At 64.2% G+C, this 16,247-nt stretch carries 22 protein-coding genes and 1 pseudogene; 6 read left to right on the forward strand and 17 right to left on the reverse strand.

Annotation, left to right across the window (positions count from 1 at the left end; genetic code table 11):
- Positions 1–76 precede the first annotated feature (76 nt).
- Complete coding sequence (gene gcvA, locus AC1D2G_RS03995; protein WP_477412133.1) at positions 77–982, reverse strand: transcriptional regulator GcvA; 906 nt, start codon at positions 980–982, stop codon at positions 77–79.
- A gap of 110 nt (positions 983–1,092) precedes the next feature.
- Between gcvA and AC1D2G_RS04000 the strand changes: the two genes are divergently transcribed.
- Positions 1,093–1,278, forward strand: a complete 186-nt coding sequence (locus AC1D2G_RS04000; protein WP_095084331.1) for a hypothetical protein — start codon at positions 1,093–1,095, stop codon at positions 1,276–1,278.
- A 58-nt stretch (positions 1,279–1,336) separates the two neighbouring features.
- Here AC1D2G_RS04000 and AC1D2G_RS04005 read toward each other — a convergent pair whose 3' ends face one another.
- Entirely contained in the window at positions 1,337–2,296 is a 960-nt protein-coding gene (locus AC1D2G_RS04005) for a sugar-binding transcriptional regulator (protein WP_457150178.1), read from the reverse strand.
- Positions 2,297–2,553: 257 nt separating this feature from the next.
- Here AC1D2G_RS04005 and AC1D2G_RS04010 point away from each other — a divergent pair, with 257 nt between their 5' ends.
- Positions 2,554–3,186 carry an HAD family hydrolase gene (locus AC1D2G_RS04010; protein WP_477412135.1) on the forward strand — a complete coding sequence of 211 codons (633 nt, stop codon included), beginning with the start codon at positions 2,554–2,556 and terminating at the stop codon, positions 3,184–3,186.
- 11 nt (positions 3,187–3,197) lie between these two features.
- Here AC1D2G_RS04010 and AC1D2G_RS04015 read toward each other — a convergent pair whose 3' ends face one another.
- From AC1D2G_RS04015 to ureC, 9 genes and pseudogenes are all read right to left on the reverse strand, one after another.
- Positions 3,198–3,965, reverse strand: a complete 768-nt coding sequence (locus AC1D2G_RS04015; protein ID WP_477412137.1) for a class II aldolase and adducin N-terminal domain-containing protein — start codon at positions 3,963–3,965, stop codon at positions 3,198–3,200.
- Positions 3,966–4,059: 94 nt separating this feature from the next.
- Positions 4,060–4,701, reverse strand: a complete 642-nt coding sequence (ureG, locus tag AC1D2G_RS04020; RefSeq protein ID WP_477412139.1) for an urease accessory protein UreG — start codon at positions 4,699–4,701, stop codon at positions 4,060–4,062.
- Entirely contained in the window at positions 4,698–5,138 is a 441-nt protein-coding gene (locus AC1D2G_RS04025; protein WP_477412141.1) for a DUF3995 domain-containing protein, read from the reverse strand. Before AC1D2G_RS04025 ends, ureG begins: the two co-directional genes overlap by 4 nt.
- Positions 5,135–5,806 (reverse strand): urease accessory protein UreF, encoded by a 672-nt coding sequence (locus AC1D2G_RS04030; protein ID WP_477412142.1) that lies wholly within the window; start codon positions 5,804–5,806, stop codon positions 5,135–5,137. The genes AC1D2G_RS04025 and AC1D2G_RS04030 overlap by 4 nt, the downstream gene beginning before the upstream one ends.
- The gene (ureE, locus tag AC1D2G_RS04035) at positions 5,799–6,404 is read right to left on the reverse strand and encodes an urease accessory protein UreE (RefSeq protein WP_477412144.1); all 606 of its coding nucleotides are present in this window, start codon (positions 6,402–6,404) and stop codon (positions 5,799–5,801) included. The genes AC1D2G_RS04030 and ureE overlap by 8 nt, the downstream gene beginning before the upstream one ends.
- Positions 6,401–7,006 (reverse strand): glutathione S-transferase family protein, encoded by a 606-nt coding sequence (locus AC1D2G_RS04040; RefSeq protein WP_477412146.1) that lies wholly within the window; start codon positions 7,004–7,006, stop codon positions 6,401–6,403. Before AC1D2G_RS04040 ends, ureE begins: the two co-directional genes overlap by 4 nt.
- Positions 7,007–7,119: 113 nt before the next feature.
- Positions 7,120–7,714 (reverse strand): annotated as a pseudogene (locus AC1D2G_RS04045) (hypothetical protein).
- Between the two features lie 33 nt (positions 7,715–7,747).
- The gene (locus tag AC1D2G_RS04050) at positions 7,748–8,182 is read right to left on the reverse strand and encodes a hypothetical protein (protein WP_477412148.1); all 435 of its coding nucleotides are present in this window, start codon (positions 8,180–8,182) and stop codon (positions 7,748–7,750) included.
- Positions 8,183–8,213: 31 nt separating this feature from the next.
- Positions 8,214–9,926: an urease subunit alpha gene (ureC, locus tag AC1D2G_RS04055; protein WP_477412150.1), complete on the reverse strand. Its 1,713-nt coding sequence runs from the start codon at positions 9,924–9,926 to the stop codon at positions 8,214–8,216.
- 182 nt (positions 9,927–10,108) lie between these two features.
- Here ureC and AC1D2G_RS04060 point away from each other — a divergent pair, with 182 nt between their 5' ends.
- Positions 10,109–10,492 carry a hypothetical protein gene (locus AC1D2G_RS04060; RefSeq protein ID WP_477412152.1) on the forward strand — a complete coding sequence of 128 codons (384 nt, stop codon included), beginning with the start codon at positions 10,109–10,111 and terminating at the stop codon, positions 10,490–10,492.
- A 114-nt stretch (positions 10,493–10,606) separates the two neighbouring features.
- Positions 10,607–11,101: a hypothetical protein gene (locus AC1D2G_RS04065; protein WP_477412154.1), complete on the forward strand. Its 495-nt coding sequence runs from the start codon at positions 10,607–10,609 to the stop codon at positions 11,099–11,101.
- Between the two features lie 50 nt (positions 11,102–11,151).
- Here AC1D2G_RS04065 and AC1D2G_RS04070 read toward each other — a convergent pair whose 3' ends face one another.
- The 5 genes from AC1D2G_RS04070 to AC1D2G_RS04090 are packed head-to-tail and all read right to left on the reverse strand — an operon-like array spanning position 11,152 to position 13,515.
- Positions 11,152–11,457, reverse strand: coding sequence for an urease subunit beta (locus tag AC1D2G_RS04070; protein WP_477412156.1), 306 nt, complete (start codon positions 11,455–11,457; stop codon positions 11,152–11,154).
- 6 nt (positions 11,458–11,463) lie between these two features.
- A complete protein-coding gene (locus AC1D2G_RS04075; protein WP_477412158.1) occupies positions 11,464–12,051 on the reverse strand; it encodes a HupE/UreJ family protein in 588 nt (195 codons plus the stop codon).
- 32 nt (positions 12,052–12,083) lie between these two features.
- A complete protein-coding gene (locus AC1D2G_RS04080; protein WP_477412160.1) occupies positions 12,084–12,338 on the reverse strand; it encodes a DUF1272 domain-containing protein in 255 nt (84 codons plus the stop codon).
- Positions 12,339–12,350: 12 nt separating this feature from the next.
- Positions 12,351–12,653 carry an urease subunit gamma gene (locus AC1D2G_RS04085; RefSeq protein ID WP_095083338.1) on the reverse strand — a complete coding sequence of 101 codons (303 nt, stop codon included), beginning with the start codon at positions 12,651–12,653 and terminating at the stop codon, positions 12,351–12,353.
- A 28-nt stretch (positions 12,654–12,681) separates the two neighbouring features.
- Positions 12,682–13,515 (reverse strand): urease accessory protein UreD, encoded by an 834-nt coding sequence (locus AC1D2G_RS04090; protein ID WP_477412162.1) that lies wholly within the window; start codon positions 13,513–13,515, stop codon positions 12,682–12,684.
- A gap of 215 nt (positions 13,516–13,730) precedes the next feature.
- On the opposite strand from AC1D2G_RS04090, the gene AC1D2G_RS04095 reads away from it, so the two are divergent.
- Together AC1D2G_RS04095 and AC1D2G_RS04100 are read left to right on the forward strand one after the other, a co-directional pair.
- Complete coding sequence (locus AC1D2G_RS04095; RefSeq protein WP_184873030.1) at positions 13,731–13,985, forward strand: acyl carrier protein; 255 nt, start codon at positions 13,731–13,733, stop codon at positions 13,983–13,985.
- A gap of 5 nt (positions 13,986–13,990) precedes the next feature.
- Positions 13,991–15,199 (forward strand): beta-ketoacyl-[acyl-carrier-protein] synthase family protein, encoded by a 1,209-nt coding sequence (locus tag AC1D2G_RS04100; RefSeq protein WP_477412164.1) that lies wholly within the window; start codon positions 13,991–13,993, stop codon positions 15,197–15,199.
- Between the two features lie 127 nt (positions 15,200–15,326).
- Here the strand turns inward: AC1D2G_RS04100 and AC1D2G_RS04105 are convergent, their stop codons facing one another.
- Positions 15,327–16,145, reverse strand: coding sequence for a methyltransferase domain-containing protein (locus AC1D2G_RS04105; RefSeq protein ID WP_477412166.1), 819 nt, complete (start codon positions 16,143–16,145; stop codon positions 15,327–15,329).
- Positions 16,146–16,247: the final 102 nt, after the last annotated feature.

Raw genomic sequence — 16,247 nt, forward strand, 5'->3', positions numbered from 1 at the left:
AAATTGCCAAGCCGACTTCGCCGGTCCCGGCCATTCAGGCGACAGGGCAGGATTGGCTTGCCGGAGGACTTGCCTGTCAGCAGGCGATTTCGGCCAGCAGCCAGTCGCGGAAGGCACGGATCTTCGGCACGTTGCGGCGCGCTTGGGGATAGACCAGCCAATAGGCGTGGCCATCGTCGCCCACCAGGTCGAAAGGCTGGATCAGGCGGCCGTCGGCGAGTTCCGCCTTGAACAGCGCCCGGGTCAGGATCGCCACGCCATGGCCGGCGATGGCCGCATTGGCCTCATAGGCCTGCGCGCCCATGCTGCTGCCGGGCCGTTTGGCAAGGTCGTGCGAGTTCACGCCGGCAGCCGAAAACCACTCGGTCCACCAGATGTCGCCGGGATCGAGGATCGGCAGCCGCAACAGGTCGGCCGGCTCTTTGACACCGCCGATGCTCGCCGCCAGTTTCGGGCTCAGCATCGGCGTGAAATCGGCATCGAGCAGCTTGTAGGCTTCCAGGCCCGGCCATTTGCCGCCGCCCGAACGGATGGCGAGATCGACATCCTCGCGGGCGAAGTCGGTCAGGCGACTTGACGTCTCGAGCCGAACGGCAAGGGAGGGATGAGCGATCTGGAACGAGCCCAGATGGTGCGCCAGCCAGTTCGAGGCAAAGGTCAGCACCGTGGTGACGCACAGCAGCCCGTCGGCGCCGCCACGCGCCGCTGCGTAGGCCTGGCCAAGAAGGGCAAAGGCTTCGCTGACACCCGGGGCAAGGCGCTGTCCGGCTTCGGTCAGCACAATCTGCCTCGGCCGCCGCAGGAACAGCGGTGTGCCGACGCGCTCCTCCAGCACCTTGATCTGATAGCTGACCGCCGCCTGCGTCATGGCGAGCTCCTCGGCGGCCTTGGTGAAGGAAAGATGCCGCGCCACCGCGTCGAACACCCTGATCGCTTGCAGCGGTGGGAGTTGGGAGAGCTGTCGCGAGCTGAGGTCAGGCATAAAACCTCCTTATGGGCCATAACAGATGTTCGATTGGCAAAGCCGGCCGGCAAGACCGACATTCAGGGTCAACCATTCATTCGGGTTCAGGATAGCGAAGGTTGACGATCATGACCATGGCGCAGCAAAAGTGCACTCCCGCTCCGGATCATCGCTGGATTTCGTGGCTCACGGACGGATTGGGCTGGTTCGCAATCAGAAAACGGACGCATCTCGACATCAGGGACCTGTCGCCGCATCTGCAGCGCGACGTCGGCTTCCTCGACGGCAACGATCCTTTCGGGCGGGGCAAATAGCCCGGCTGGCTTTATCCGAAATCATTCGCGCCAGCGTCTGCGATCGACGGCAGCCCGGTCAGACGCTGGCCAGCAGGGCAGCCGCCGTCCGCTCGTCGGTGATGAGGCCATTGATCAGCCGCCGGTTGGCCGCCGCCAGGATACCCGGCAGTTTGCGTTCGCCCATCGCCAGTGCAATCACCAGTGATTTTTCGCGCGATGGCAGCGAAGCCGACGACACCCGGTCGTTGGTGATGCCCTCGATCATGCGGCCTTCGCGATCGTATACCCAGCCGACGATCTCGGCGATGCCGCCGGCCTTCTGCAGCGCCTTCAATTCGCTCTCCGAAATGAAGCCGTCCTCATAGAGCGGCGCCTTGGGGCCGAGATCGCCAATGCCGATGAAAGTGACGTCGGCCTCGGCGGCCAGCGCCAGGGTCGGCTGGATCATCGGCTGGTTGAGCAGCATCTCGCGCTCCTCCGGCGAAGAGGCGATGACCGGCAGCGGCATCGGGAAGGATCGCGCCTTGACCCTGTCGGCCATGGTGAAGATGACGTTGTAGAAGGCGGCCGAGCCGTCCGGCGAGATGTTGCCGGTCAGGGACACGACCTTGTGCTGCGGGCATTCCATCGGCGGCAGCTGTTCGATCGCCGCCTTCAGCGTGCGGCCGGTGCCGATCGCCATGACGATCGGTGTCGGCGAGCGCAGCCGCCGCTCGATCTCGGCCGCGGCCGCCTCGGCGATGCCGATGGTGGTGGAAGATGAATTGGGATCGCTCGGCACCACCTCGACCAGGTCGAACGCGAAGCGCGATCTCAACCGCGCCGCCAGATCGAGGCAGTTGGCGATCGGATGGTCGACACGGACCTTGATCAAGCCTTCCGACACCGCCAGCGACACCAGCCGCTGCGCCGTCTGCCGCGAAATGCCGAGCGTGGTGGCGATCTGGTCCTGCGTGTTGCCGGCAACATAATAAAGCCAGCCGGCGCGTGCCGCGTCGTCCAGCCTGTTGCTGCCGCCATCCTGCCGGGTATTCACGTCGTGCCTCCCGAAACCGCCGGTCATGAGCGCGGTCCGCTTCTACTCTTGCAGGGAACGGCCCGCTGCGCAATTGTCAATCTCAAGGGCAATTGCTTGCAACCCTCGGCGCACACGGCGCGCAAATTTCCTCCTCCGGTGACGATTGCGCCGGAGAAGGACCATCGGGTTCAGTTCCGACAGCCGGCACGTTCTGCGATCGGGAAGGTTTATCTCCCCGCGTAAACCCTTTATGGGATCGCAGAAAGGAGCCTTGCATGACGCCGAAAGCGGTTTTCTGGGATATGGACGGCACGCTTGTCGACAGCGAACCGCTGCACGAGGCTGCTTTGGTGGCGGCGATGCGCAATGTCGGTCTCGTCCCGCCGGCCGACCTGCATGAGCGCGTGCTCGGCGTCGCCGCCTGGCCGGTCTATGAGATGATGCGCGACGAGTTCGGCCTGGACCTGCCCTTCGACGACTGGATCATCCGCAAATACGAGCACTATCTGCCGCTGGTCGAGCGCTTGCAGCCGCGCCCCGGTGCGATCGAGATCTTCAACGACTTGCGGGCAAGGGGCGTGGCGCAAGCCGTGGTGTCGAATTCGGACCGCATGATCGTCGACGCCAACCTTCGGATGGTCGGGCTGACCTATCCCGGCATGAAGACGATCAGCCGCAACGATGTGCGCGAGGGCAAGCCGCACGCCGAACCCTTCCTGCGCGCCGCGTATCTCGCTGGCGTCGCTCCCGCGCAGGCGATAGCGATCGACGACAGCTGGCCGGGCGCCATGGCGGGGCTGGCGGCAGGCATGACGACGATCTTCTGGCCGGAAAAGCCGATGGAAGGCCCGCCCGGTGCTATCGTCATCAACAGCGCCGAGGAATTGCGCACCGAACTCGGGCTTTAGCCTTCAGAGGCTCAGTTGCGGTAGACCGGTTCCTGCTCGTCGAGGATCGCCTTCAACTCGCTGAGATGGCGTTCGGCCTGGCCGGGATAGTCGTCCATCTCGCTTGCAGTCTTCTCGGCGATCGCGTCGGACAGCGTGCGCAGCGGGCGGCCGGTCCACAGCGCCTTGATGTAGGTCTCGGCGGCGCGCTCGAAATAGAACATGCGGTTGAAGGCATCGGCGACCGTGTCACCGATGACCAGCACGCCGTGGTTGCCCATCACCATCACCTTGACCTTGGGATCGACGAGGAGCTGCGAGCAGCGTTCGCCCTCTTCCTCGAAGGCGAGCCCGCCATAATGGGCATCGACGACATGGCGGTTGAAGAACATCGCCGAGTTCTGGTCGATCGGCGGCAGGCGAGAGTCGAAGAGCGATGCCAGCACCGTGGCGTGGATGGAATGCACATGCATGACGCAGCGCGCGTGGCGGACATTGCGATGGATCGCGCCATGCAGCCCCCACGCCGTCGGGTCGGGCGCGTTCGGCCCCGAGAGCGTGTCGGGATCGTTGGCGTCGATCAGCAGCAGGTCGCTCGCCTTGATGCGCGAGAAATGCACCTGGTTGGGGTTCATCAGGAACTGCGTGCCGTCGTCATTGACCGCCAGCGAGAAATGATTGGCCACCGCCTCGTGCATGTTGAGCCGCGCCGTCCAGCGAAAGGCGCAGGCGAGATCGACGCGCTCCTCGTAGAAGGGCAGGTTGGTCAGCGTTTCCTTTTGCAGGCGGGCTATGCTCATCGAGGACACTCCGTGAAAGAGGCGAGAATGCCGCGACCAGCCGAGGCTCGCAACCGCTTTCGCTTGGTGCAGGGACCGACGCCGATGTCCTTGCCTATGCCGCCGTGCTGGCGGCGGCGACGGCCCGCAGGCCGCCATGCTCGACGATGAAGTCGATGACCTCCCGCAGCCCTTTGCCGCGCGACAGGTCGGTGAAGCCGAACGGCCTCTTGCCGCGCATGCGGACGGCGTCGCTCTCCATCACATCGAGATTGACGTTCACATAGGGCGCCAGATCGCTCTTGTTGATGACCAGGAAATCGGAGCGGGTGATCGCCGGCCCGCCCTTGCGCGGGATCTCCTCGCCCTGGCAGACCGAGATGACGTAGAGCGTCAGGTCGGCAAGATCGGGCGAGAAGGTGGCGGCGAGGTTGTCGCCGCCGGATTCGATGAAGACGATGTCGAGATCGGGGAATTTCTTGTTCATCTCGGCGATCGCCTGCAGGTTGATCGAGGCATCCTCGCGGATCGCGGTGTGCGGGCAGCCGCCGGTCTCGACCCCCATGATGCGATCCTCGGGCAGCGCCTGCAGCCGGGCCAGCATCATGGCGTCTTCCTTGGTGTAGATGTCGTTGGTCACCACGGCGATCGAGAATTCGTCGCGCAGCGCCTTGCACAGCTTTTCGGTCAGCGTCGTCTTGCCCGAACCGACCGGACCGCCAATGCCGACGCGCAGCGGGCCATTTTTCTGTGTCATGCGGGAAACTCCGTGATGGCGAGGATGGCAAAGCCGAGCCCGATCAACAGGCACAGCGGCGAGTAATAGCGCAGGTCGAGCCGCGCGAAAGGCTGCTCCGGCGCCAGCCGCCGCCACCATGGCGTGAAGCCGGCAATGCCGCGCCCCAGGAACACCAGCCCGATGAGCAGCGAGGTGGCCGCGAGGCCCTCCCTGGGGAAGGGCGAGGCAAAGACCCCTTCAAGCGCCATCGGCCACAGTGTCGCCAGGGCAAGGCACGCAGCAACGGCGAAACTGGCGAAAGGCGTCGGCATCTCATCGACGCCGCGAAAGCCGACGACGGCATGGGCGCAAGAGGCCGCATCCTGGCCCGGCCAGATGCCGCCAATGCCCCAATAGACATGCAGCGCCGTGATCAGCAGCAGGACAAGGGATAGCGCGAAGGCGAGAAAAATCATGAACGGAACAACCGCGAATACTGGGTTTCGTGCTTCATAGCCATGATTTCGGAGACAAGGGCGCAGCCGCCGAGATGGTCCAATGTCGAGCGCGCGGCGCGGCCGGCTGTCGACAACGCCAGCGGCTCGAAGCCGGCAAGCAGCGCGGTGGCCTTGCTCTGACCAACGATGCCGAGCCGGATCGCGGCCTGGACGAGGTTGGAGAAGAAGGCCTGCAGGAAGGCGGACAGCGCATCCTGAAGCGCAATTGAATGGCCGCCTGCGATGGCGCCGACAGCGACGCAATAGGCGCATTCGGCCGGCAGGCGCTCCAGCACGGGGCTGGGCCAGGCTGTCGCCGCTTTGAGAAAGGCGGCGCCTTGCAGCATGGCCTCGGTGTGGCGTTCACGCGAACCGGCAAGCGCCTCGGCAAGTGTCGCTATTTCGTCGAGATCACCGTCGTTGCGCGCGCGGCGCCAGCTCTCGGCGAACAGCACGGCGTCGTTCCAGCCCGAACCCATCTCGACCAGCGTTTCCAGCCACCCGGCGAGGGTTTTCGCGTCGGCAACCAGCCCGTCATGCAGCGCGCGTTCGAGACCGTGGCTGTAGGAAAAGCCGCCGACCGGAAAGGCCGGCGACAGCCACGCCATCAGCCGCAGCAGCGCGATGTTGGACGGCTGGTCACTCATGATCGTGGCGGCGGCCAGCGTGACTGTGCGAATGCGAATGGGATTCGCTGTGCGAGTGGGAATGCGCTTCACCATGGCTGTGCGCGTCGGCCTCGGCGTGCGCATGGCCATGGTCATGGCCGTGCCCACCGTGGCCGGAATAGGCGCCGCGCACCGGCTTGAACGGCTCGGAGACGTCGGTCACCGTCGCGCCCAGCCCCTCCAGCATCGCCTTGATGACATGGTCGCGTAGGATGAGGATGCGCCCGGCCTCGATGCTCGCAGCGAGATGGCGGTTGCCGATATGCCAGGCGAGCTCGGCCAGATGCACGCCGTCGCGAGCGCGGATGTCGTAGACATCTTCCGGTGCCGCGATGATCTCGATGTGGCGGCCATCCTCCAGCACCAGCCGGTCGCCATCGTTCAGGGCGACGGGCTCTGGCAGGTCGACCAGCACCTTGCTGCCGTCGGCAAGTTCGATCGCCCTGCGGCGCAGATGCCGTTCGTCATGGGCGAGAATGGCGCGGCCGGAGGGTGCCGTGGTCCCGCCATTGCCGGCGGTCAACACCGAGATGGCGCGGGGAAATTTGGTGAAGTCGGTGCGGATGTCGAGCTTCATTTCATGGATCCCCCATTGGCCTGCGCCCTTGCACGGGCGGGCCGCGCCAGCACGCGGTCGAAATAGGCGTTGACGCGCTCGGACTCGATCGGAAACCGCCCGGCGCGGGCCCAGCCGCCCATATCGCCGAGCAACACGTCGACGGCCGAAAACCGGTCGCCCAGTGCGAAGGGCTTGTCGCCCAGCCGCCGGTCCAGCGCCTTGAGCTCGAACGCGAAGTCGTAGGCCGCCGCGGGGCCGACATCGACCCGCACCTCCTTCGGCAGCAGGAAGCGATGGCGCAGCTTGTTCCAAAGCGGTGCTTCAAACTCGCTCTGGGCAAAATGCATCCAGGAATCCATCTCTGCACGCCCGGCAACGCCCGGACTGGCGCCCATGCCCTTGTCGGCGTGCTTGTCGGCGAGATAGACGCAGATCGCCGCCGAATCCGTCACCGTCAGCTCGCCGTCGATCAGGATCGGCACCTTGCCCGAAGGGTTCAGCGCATAGGCTTCCGGTGAGCGCAGCTTGACCTCGACGAATTCATAGGGCTGCCCGAGCTCCTCGAGCATCCAGAGAACGCGGCTGACCCGGGATCCACGCGATCCGACGGCCTTGTACATGCGCAAACCTGCCTTTCCCTGGAAGCCTAGACCATCCCTCACTTCATCCCAATGGGCGCCAGTCAAAGTGCTACAGCGTCCTTTGCGCGTCGGAAAGACGCGCGGCGCTGTAGTCAAACGATCGTGTCGAAGAGCCGCAGGATGAATGATATCTGATAGACGAGCGCGGCCGCGACAAAGGCGATGTGGAAACGGCGGTCTTGCACCAGGATCGCGGCGATGCACAGCGCGACGAAGACCGGCGTGCGGAACAGATATTCGTTGCCGAAGCGGGCAAAATGCTCCGGTCCCTTCAGCAGCGTGTCGACCACGTCGAGCAGATAGGTCGCGGCCAGCAGGCCGAAGAACCAGGCCCGGCGCGAATAGAAGAAATCCTCGTAGCTGGTGTAGTCCAGCATCGAATCCGGAAACAGAAGCGCGCAGAGCAGGAACAGCGTGATCGCATAGAAGATGATGAACAGGTACTTGCCGAAGGTCCACGTCTCGATGGTGTAGAGGCCGAACTCCCACCACCAGAAATGCACCAGCATCAGAAGCACCGAGGCGACCCAGGCCAGGTGCACGGGATAGAGCCGGTACTGGCCGGGATGCTGGACGATGCGTGCCACCCCCGACAGCAGGCGGGCGACGCCAAGCCCGATCACCATGCCCCATGACGATGCGGATATGCGGGAAGATGTCGTGGGCGGAAGCGATTTCGGTGGCCATGGGTCGACTCTATGCATTCCAGCAGTTGCGGCCTCAATCGTACCAGAGCCACAGCTTCCTGTAGTCGGACGGAACCTCGATCTTCTCCGCAGGCAGATGGTCGACATCTCCCTCCCAGGTCTCGTCCGGCTCAAAGCCAGGCGGCAGCCAACCAAGCGCTTCATCTTCGCTGGCGCGAGTTACTACGACGACCTTGTCCGAGAACGGCCATTCCCCGTTATCGCATTGGGTAATCGCTATCCTGATGTCGTGAACCTCGGGTCGGTCGCGTATCGACTTGAACGTCGCCAGGACCGTGTCGTTGTCGGGAGCAACGTGGCTATTGCACAGTAGACCCGCTTCCCCTTCGGCTCCGTCAAAATACTGCTCCAGCGTAATCAGCGGCATGACGCGTGGAGCAGCGCCACCGTTATAGGCTTCCAACGGACCCATCCTTGAAATCAGGGCTGCCTTCTTTTGCTCGTCCATGGCGGGTCCAGATTCGTTGCAGACCATGACCCTAAAACAGAAAATACCGCTGCGCCATCGGCAGCACGGTCGCCGGCTCGCAGGTCAGCAGCTCGCCGTCGGCGCGGACCTCATAGGTTTCGGGATCGACCTCGATGTGCGGCATGGCGTCGTTGAGCACCATCGAGTGTTTGCCGATGCCGCCACGGGTGTTCTCGACAGCGGCGAACTGCTTGTCGACACCGAGCCTGCCATGCAGCCCCGACTCGAGCGCCGCCTTGGAGACGAAGGTCACCGACGAGTTGGTCCTGGCCTTGCCATAGGCGCCGAACATCGGCCGGTAGTGCATCGGCTGCGGTGTCGGGATCGAGGCGTTGGGATCGCCCATTGGGGCAGCAGTGATCATGCCGCCGATCAGCACCATGTCCGGCTTGACGCCGAAGAAGGCCGGGTTCCACAGCACCAGGTCGGCGCGCTTGCCGACCGCGATCGAGCCGATATCCCTGGACAGCCCATGCGCGATGGCCGGGTTGATGGTGTATTTGGCGATGTAGCGGCGAACGCGGAAATTGTCGTTGTTGCCGGTCTCCTGCGGCAGCGCGCCGCGCTGGCGCTTCATCTTGTCGGCGGTCTGCCAGGTGCGGATCGCCACCTCGCCGACGCGCCCCATGGCCTGGCTGTCCGACGAGATGATCGAGAACGCGCCGATGTCGTGCAGAATGTCTTCCGCCGCGATGGTCTCCTTGCGGATGCGGCTTTCGGCGAAGGCGATGTCCTCGGGGATCGATGGCGACAGATGATGGCAGACCATCAGCATGTCGAGATGCTCGGAGAGCGTATTGACCGTGTAGGGCCGGGTCGGATTGGTCGAGGACGGAATGACGTTGGGCAGCCCGCAGACCTTGATGATGTCAGGCGCATGGCCACCGCCGGCGCCTTCGGTGTGGAAAGCATGGATGGTCCGGCCCTTGATCGCCGCCACCGTGTTCTCGACGAAGCCGGACTCGTTCAGCGTGTCGGTATGGATCATCACCTGCACGTCGTAATCGTCGGCAACCGACAGGCAGCAGTCGATGGCCGCCGGCGTCGTGCCCCAGTCCTCGTGCAGCTTCAGCGAACAGGCGCCGCCGAGCACCATTTCCTCGAGTGCCGCAGGCAGCGAAGCGTTGCCCTTGCCTGACAGGCCGATGTTCATCGGGAAGGCATCGAAGGACTGGATCATGCGGGCCATGTGCCATGGCCCCGGCGTGCAGGTGGTGGCCAGTGTGCCGTGGGCCGGGCCGGTGCCGCCGCCAAGCATGGTGGTGATGCCGCTCATCAGCGCTTCCTCGATCTGCTGCGGGCAGATGAAATGGATATGCGCGTCGAAGCCGCCGGCGGTCAGGATCTTGCCCTCGCCAGCAATGATCTCGGTGCCCGGGCCGATGATGATGGTGACGCCATGCTGCATGTCCGGATTGCCAGCCTTGCCGATTGCCGCGATGCGGCCGTCGCGCAGACCGATATCGGCCTTGAAGATGCCGGCGCTGGCATCCACCACCAGCGCATTGGTGATGACGGTGTCGACCGCGCCTTGCGCGCGTGACACCTGGCTCTGGCCCATGCCGTCGCGGATCACCTTGCCGCCGCCGAATTTCACCTCCTCGCCATGGGTGGTGAGATCTTTCTCGACCTCGATGAACAGCTCGGTGTCGGCAAGCCGAACGCGGTCGCCGACGGTCGGGCCATACATCTGCGCATAGGCGGCGCGGGTAATTCTGGCCATCAGCGATTGCTCCCGAATTGTGATTTGCCGAATTGTGATTTGATCGCCGCCCGGCTGCACATTGCCGCCACCCAATGGTCACGCAATGACCCGCTCACCGACACCTTCTGATCCGATTTGAGGATTGAGGTTAGGGCGTCACCCCAAACCGACCGTTTCCCAAATCGATGGAAGGAAAATCCATGCGCAAGACGATATTGATTGCAGCCGCCGCCACGCTGATGCTGGCGGGCGCCGCCAGTGCCCAGCAGCAACCCGCGCAACAGCCCGCTCCGGCGCCGACCACGCCTGCTCCGGCCACGCCCAAGGCTCAGCCTGCCGTTCCGACGATCCAGAGCGTCAACATCGTCGACATCACGGAGCTGCCGAAGGACACCCAGACGCAGGTCAACCAGGTGATCGCCCAGCGTGGCGACGCCGGCCTGCAGAAATTGCGCAGCTCGATCGACGCCACGCCAAAGGTGAAGTCCGCGCTCGAAGCCAAGGGGCTCAGCTCGGCACAGGTCGTGGCCGCCAGCATGCAGCCCAATGGCGCGCTGACCCTGATCACCAAGAAGGCGAGCTGACAACGAAGCACGGCGGGCCGACGTCCGGCCCGCCGGCTGCAGAGGGAAAGGAACCTTGGCAGGGCTGGATTCGTTTCGCCTTTTGAGTATCGAAACAAATCTCGAAAGCGAGCAATGACCATCACCACCCTGCCCGACGCCCGATGGTTGCATGCCATTGCAGCGGCTGCGTTTCTGTCGGCGAGCCTCCCCCACGCCGCGTTGAATGCGCAAGGCCTTGAAAGCCCGGAGACCGTCAAGCGTATCGTCGGCTCGGAGGTCAAGCAGGAAGAGGCCAATGCCACCGCCGAAGCCGGCAACGTCAACACGGCGATCGACCGGACGCGCGAAAACATCGGCACGGTGCGAAAGACGTCCAAGCTCGACAACGTCGAGATCGTGCTCCTCACCGACGCGGCGCGCAGCGAAGGCGGCCCGCCGCCGGTGATCGAGAGCAAACTCAAACAGCATCGGGACGACATTGCGGAATTGCGCAAGGAGATCGAAGCCAACGCGCTGCTGTTCAACGCCATCGAGTCGCGGCGCGTCCTTGCACAGGACGTCCTCGCCGTCGAATTCGACGATCCTGGAAAGATCGTCATCTACGCTGTGGCCAAGCCGTCGGACTGAGTCGAAAGCGCCAGTCATTCTTGGGCGACATGCATGAGACGCCATCGATCTCACAGCCTGCCCATCACCTTCTGCTGAAATCCGTAGACCTCGCGCTTGCCGCCGAGCGGCACCAGCGTCACGTCGCGCTCCTGGCCAGGCTCGAAGCGCATGGCCGTGCCGGCGGCGATGTCGAGGCGCATGCCGCGCGCACGCTCGCGCTCGAACCTCAGCCCCTCATTGGTCTCGAAGAAATGATAGTGGCTGCCGACCTGGATCGGCCGGTCGCCGCTGTTGGCCACTTTCAGGGTGACGGTCGGCAAGCCCTTGTTCAGTTCGATGTCGCCGTCCTTGGGGATGATTTCGCCGGGGATCATCGTGCCTCACAACACGCCGAAGACGAGGCCGGTACCGACCGCCGCGCAGCCCGCACCGGCGGCGCGGGCCAGGCCACGGAACCTGATGCCAAGCCCGAGCCCGGCAGCGATGCCTGTGGCATGCAGCAGAGCCGTGGCGAGGGCAAAGCCGGCCATATATTCCAGCCCGCCGGCATTTTCCGGCACCTCGGTCCCATGCGCGTGGCCGTGGAACAGCGCGAACAGGCCAATGATGGCGACGCCGGCCGAGACCGGCAGATCGACTGCCAGCGCCACCAGCAGCCCGAGCGCCACGACGGACGCCAATATGCCGGGTTCGACGAACGGCAGCGGCATATGCAGCATGCCGAGCCCGCCGCCGACCAGCATCACGCCGACAAAAGCCGCCGGCCAGGCCCAGATTGCCTTGCCGCCCTTGAGCGCCGCCCACAGGCCGACCGCGATCATCACCGTCATGTGATCGAGGCCGGAGAGCGGGTGCATGAAGCCGGCCATAAAGGAGGAGGTCGTGCCGATGCCGACATGGGCATAGGCCGGCATGACTGCTGCCAGCAGCAGGATCGCCGACAGGCACAGGCGTTTGGCGGACATCATTCTATTTGCCTTTCGTTTGCGGGGTGGTGGTGTCACGCCGCCTTGCGGGGCCCGCACCCTTCAGCTTTGAGAACGCGCCTGGTCGAGGCGGGATATTTCTTCAGCATCGCCGGCGGGCGGATCGGCCGCGCCGAAAAATTGCCGCCGCAATTGGGGCAGGTGCCGCCCAAGATGTGTTCCACGCAGTCGGCGCAAAAGGTGCACTCGAAGGTGCAGATCAGCGCGTCCGCCGCCTCCGGCGGCAGGTCCTTGTCACAGCATTCGCAATTGGGACGCAGCTCAAGCATCTTCTTCTCTCCTCACCTGATGGGTTCGTGCACGGTCACCAGTTTGGTGCCGTCGGGGAATGTCGCCTCGACCTGCACGTCAGGGATCATCTCGGCGATGCCTTGCATCACCTGCGCGCGGGTGACGACGTAGGCGCCAGCCTCCATCAACTCGGCGACAGGGCGGCCGTCACGGGCGCCCTCGACGACGAAATCGGTGATCAGCGCGATCGCTTCCGGATGATTGAGCTTGACGCCGCGTTCGAGCCGCTTGCGCGCCACGATCGCCGCCATGGCGATCAGCAGCTTGTCCTTTTCCCTCGGTGTCAGGTTCATGCGCTTCCCTGGACTGGCATAGACGGACTTACAGTGACCATAATTTGGGCAACCCCGCCTTTCCGTTGAGCAATTCGACCAGCGGAACCAGCCGCTGGCGGAGCCGATAGCCGTCCCCGGCGTAGAGCCTCGCAAGAAGCTTGCCAGATTTCCTCACGCTCCAGGCACTGGCGCTGCCCTGGTCGCCGACGATCCCCAGAACCGGGTCGAGCAGGGCCTCGGCCCGCGGCGACACCAGCAGCAGCGTCGCCATCGCGACCGCGCCACCGGCAATCGCCGGGCGGTCGAGCGTGGCAGCAATATCGGGTCCGATGCGGAAATCCTCGGCATGAATGAGTTCGCCGTCCTGGCGGACACGCCAGCGGTCATGGAAATTGCCTTTCGTGACGTGTTCGCCCATGGCCAGGCGGCCAAAGACCGTGGCCTCCAGCACCAGCGCCTCGGCGCCGACGGCAAGGTCGACGTCGAGCGTGCGGGCAAACGCCGCCTGGTCGAAGACGATGGTTTCCTGCGGCAGCCAGGCGATGCGGCCGTTTTCACCGACCGATAGTTTCACCCGCACCTCGGCATGGTCGGATGCCGCCCGATAGACCTTCTCGCAGGCTTGGGTCGTGATCGACCCCGAGGCCGCGGCGCCGACCTCCACGTCCCAGGCGATACGGTCACCGCCGGTCATCCCGCCGGCGGTGTTGATCAGCACCGCTTCGAGCGGATCGGTCGAGACCGCCGGCATCCTTATCTTGGCGGCGCCGTCCTGATAGAGGCGCCGCAGCCGCGTGCGACCGTCGACGACGGCGCAGGAAAGCCGAGCCGCGCCCGCGGCGCGCTGCGTCGAAATCCTGCCATGTTCGGTCTTATCCATGCCAGCACGTTAAGCACTCCGGCGCCTTTGTCGATGCATGGCTTGATATAGCTTGTTGCTTGACAACGTTTCGGTTTCTATAGAGGGAACCACCTTGGTACGGTCATGCGGCGCTTGGCGGGGGTATAGAGCGAAGACGGCGGCTTGATACCGGGAGAAAAAGGGGCGCTGCTCAATTGGCGTCGGGAAACGCGACATAGTGGGGAAGAAACCGAATGGCCGACCAGCTGGCAACGGATATCATCGCGAAGATCAAGGCTCATGCCGAGCCCGGCGGCGAAGAAATCACGACCAACACTGAATTGACCTCGCTTGGTATCCATTCGCTCGAGCTGACGGAGATCATCTTCGATCTCGAGGAAGATTATGGCATCGAGATCGAGATGAACACGGTCGATGCCTGGAGCAATCTGAAGAATGTCGGCGACATGGTGGAAGCTGTTCGCGCGCTGATCGCGAAAAAAGCCTGACCTGAATGCGGCAGCGCGTTGTCATCACCGGCATGGGCGGTATTTGCGGGCTTGGCACCAACGCGCCCGCGATCTGGAATGAAATGCGCGCCGGCCGCTCGGCCATCGGCCAGATCAGCAGTCCGCAGTTGCATGATCTGAAGGTCAAGGTCGGTTGCGAAATCAAGACGCTTCCCGATCACGGCATCGACCGCAAGCAATTGGTGTCGATGGACCGTTTCAGCCTGCTGGCGGTGATCGCGGCCAGGGAGGCTATGCAGCAGGCCGGTCTGGCCTCGGACGACGCCAACACCTACCGGATGGGCACCGTCGTCGGCGTCGGTGTTTGCGGCTGGGAAGCGATAGAGGAAAACTACCGCGCCATCCTGATCGAGGGCAAGAACCGCGCCGGCATCTTCACCGTGCCGAAAGTGATGCCCAGTGCGGCCTCCGGCCAGGTCAGCATGAGTCTCGGCCTGCGCGGTCCGGTTTTCGGCGTCACCTCCGCTTGCTCGTCGTCCAACCATGCCATCGCCTCGGCCGTTGACCAGATCAGGCTCGGCCGCGCCGACGTGATGGTCGCCGGCGGCACCGATGCGCCGCTGGTCTGGGGCATCCTGAAGGGCTGGGAAGCATTGCGGGTGCTGGCGCCCGACACCTGCCGGCCATTCTCGGCCGATCGCCAGGGCCTGTCGCTCGGCGAGGGCGCCGGCATGGCGGTGCTGGAGAGCTACGAACATGCCATGGCGCGCGGCGCCACCATTCTTGCCGAAATTGCCGGCGCCGGCCTGTCCGCCGACGCGTCCGACATCGTCGCGCCAACCATCGAAGGACCGACGGCCGCCATGCGCGCCTGCCTGGCCGACGCCGGGTTCAATCCCGAGGATGTCGACTATCTCAATGCCCATGGCACCGGCACCAAGGCGAACGACCAGATCGAGACGGCGGCGATCAAGCGCGTCTTCGGCGACCACGCCTACAAACTGTCGGTGTCGTCGACCAAATCCATGCATGCCCACTGCCTTGGCGCATCGGGCGCGCTGGAGATGATCGCCTGCGTGATGGCGATCCGTGAAGGCATGGTGCCGCCAACGGCCAATTTTCGCGAAGCCGATCCCGATTGCGACCTCGATATCACACCGAACGTGGCGCGTGAACGCAAGGTGCGCACGGCGATCAGCAATGGCTTCGCGTTCGGCGGCACCAATGCGGTGCTGGCCTTCAAGGCCGTCTGATCTTAGCCGGTCTCGACCGGCCGCAGACGATCCCGGCCTGTCCGGGCGGTCCGTCTGCTTGATGCTGTGCTGTTGGAAGACCGCCTGGAAGAGGTTGGAGAGCGGTCATCGCACGAGACGCGTGCGTTCACTCCGGCCTGGTGGTCCAGGCGCCTATCTCCGATCGCCCCATCAACGTGCCGACGGCACCGATCTCCGACAGGATGCGGTCAGCGAGTGTAAGGGGCTCGACCTGCGAAGCTGCCGCGATTCCTAGCCGCTCCATGGTCGGCAATTGTGTCTCCACGAGATCGGTCACAAGGCGCACAACGTCAACTGCCCGTGGTCCTGACGAGATGACCGCCTCAAGCCTCAGGACAGGCGAGGGTAGACCAGCCTCTTCAAACAGAGAGGCAAGTCGGGCACCAAGGTGCGCCTGCGCTCCCGCCCCCTCGATTGTACGGCTGAGCCACCCGCATACCTTATCGTATGTCGGCGACGGGGGCGACGAACGAGCGCCATCCCAGTCAAGTTCGTGGAATACGACGACCCCACCAGGCCGCAAATGACGGACGATCCGTCGGAGCGACTGTGCCGGATCGGGTATGAATTGGAGGACGTAGCGACCAACGATCGCATCGAAGGGTTCGTCAAAATTCAGTTCAGCCGGATCGCTGTGTCTGAAGGAGATTGTGCCTGACCCGGCATTGCTGGCGCGCAGCTCCGCCCTTTCGACGGCTGCAAGGGCGAGGTCGGTACCCACAACCTCTCCAGTCGGCCCAACCAGTTCGCCGCAGAGAAACGCGACATCGCCGGCCCCGCTGCCGATATCGAGGATGCGCATGCCTTTGGTGATTCCGGCAGCTTCCAGAAAGCGACGCGTGATCGGGTCGATCAACCGTGCCTGGGTGCTGAGGCGGCGCAACTCCGCCTCTGCATGCCCCAGCGCGTAGTCGGTGTCGTTCATCGAGCCCCCCAACTGCCAAGATATAGCACGGATCGGGACGTTCGCTATGTCAAGCGCCCGTTGCCGACATCCTGATGACGGACGTGCTTCGGACACCGAAGG

This window comes from Mesorhizobium sp. P2_C7 (assembly GCF_056404515.1).

Coding starts and splice junctions, on each gene's coding strand:
- AC1D2G_RS04060 (WP_477412152.1), top strand. CDS start 10,109: ATGCGCAAGACGATATTGATTGCAGCCGCCGCCACGCTGATGCTGGCG.
- AC1D2G_RS04065 (WP_477412154.1), top strand. CDS start 10,607: ATGACCATCACCACCCTGCCCGACGCCCGATGGTTGCATGCCATTGCA.
- AC1D2G_RS04105 (WP_477412166.1), bottom strand. CDS start 16,145: ATGAACGACACCGACTACGCGCTGGGGCATGCAGAGGCGGAGTTGCGC.
- AC1D2G_RS04090 (WP_477412162.1), bottom strand. CDS start 13,515: ATGGATAAGACCGAACATGGCAGGATTTCGACGCAGCGCGCCGCGGGC.
- AC1D2G_RS04080 (WP_477412160.1), bottom strand. CDS start 12,338: ATGCTTGAGCTGCGTCCCAATTGCGAATGCTGTGACAAGGACCTGCCG.
- AC1D2G_RS04100 (WP_477412164.1), top strand. CDS start 13,991: ATGCGGCAGCGCGTTGTCATCACCGGCATGGGCGGTATTTGCGGGCTT.
- AC1D2G_RS04070 (WP_477412156.1), bottom strand. CDS start 11,457: ATGATCCCCGGCGAAATCATCCCCAAGGACGGCGACATCGAACTGAAC.
- ureE (WP_477412144.1), bottom strand. CDS start 6,404: ATGAAGCTCGACATCCGCACCGACTTCACCAAATTTCCCCGCGCCATC.
- ureC (WP_477412150.1), bottom strand. CDS start 9,926: ATGGCCAGAATTACCCGCGCCGCCTATGCGCAGATGTATGGCCCGACC.
- AC1D2G_RS04075 (WP_477412158.1), bottom strand. CDS start 12,051: ATGATGTCCGCCAAACGCCTGTGCCTGTCGGCGATCCTGCTGCTGGCA.
- AC1D2G_RS04015 (WP_477412137.1), bottom strand. CDS start 3,965: ATGAGCATAGCCCGCCTGCAAAAGGAAACGCTGACCAACCTGCCCTTC.
- AC1D2G_RS04095 (WP_184873030.1), top strand. CDS start 13,731: ATGGCCGACCAGCTGGCAACGGATATCATCGCGAAGATCAAGGCTCAT.
- AC1D2G_RS04030 (WP_477412142.1), bottom strand. CDS start 5,806: ATGAGTGACCAGCCGTCCAACATCGCGCTGCTGCGGCTGATGGCGTGG.
- AC1D2G_RS04025 (WP_477412141.1), bottom strand. CDS start 5,138: ATGATTTTTCTCGCCTTCGCGCTATCCCTTGTCCTGCTGCTGATCACG.
- AC1D2G_RS04040 (WP_477412146.1), bottom strand. CDS start 7,006: ATGTACAAGGCCGTCGGATCGCGTGGATCCCGGGTCAGCCGCGTTCTC.
- AC1D2G_RS04050 (WP_477412148.1), bottom strand. CDS start 8,182: ATGGACGAGCAAAAGAAGGCAGCCCTGATTTCAAGGATGGGTCCGTTG.
- AC1D2G_RS04000 (WP_095084331.1), top strand. CDS start 1,093: ATGACCATGGCGCAGCAAAAGTGCACTCCCGCTCCGGATCATCGCTGG.
- AC1D2G_RS04010 (WP_477412135.1), top strand. CDS start 2,554: ATGACGCCGAAAGCGGTTTTCTGGGATATGGACGGCACGCTTGTCGAC.
- AC1D2G_RS04085 (WP_095083338.1), bottom strand. CDS start 12,653: ATGAACCTGACACCGAGGGAAAAGGACAAGCTGCTGATCGCCATGGCG.
- gcvA (WP_477412133.1), bottom strand. CDS start 982: ATGCCTGACCTCAGCTCGCGACAGCTCTCCCAACTCCCACCGCTGCAA.
- ureG (WP_477412139.1), bottom strand. CDS start 4,701: ATGACACAGAAAAATGGCCCGCTGCGCGTCGGCATTGGCGGTCCGGTC.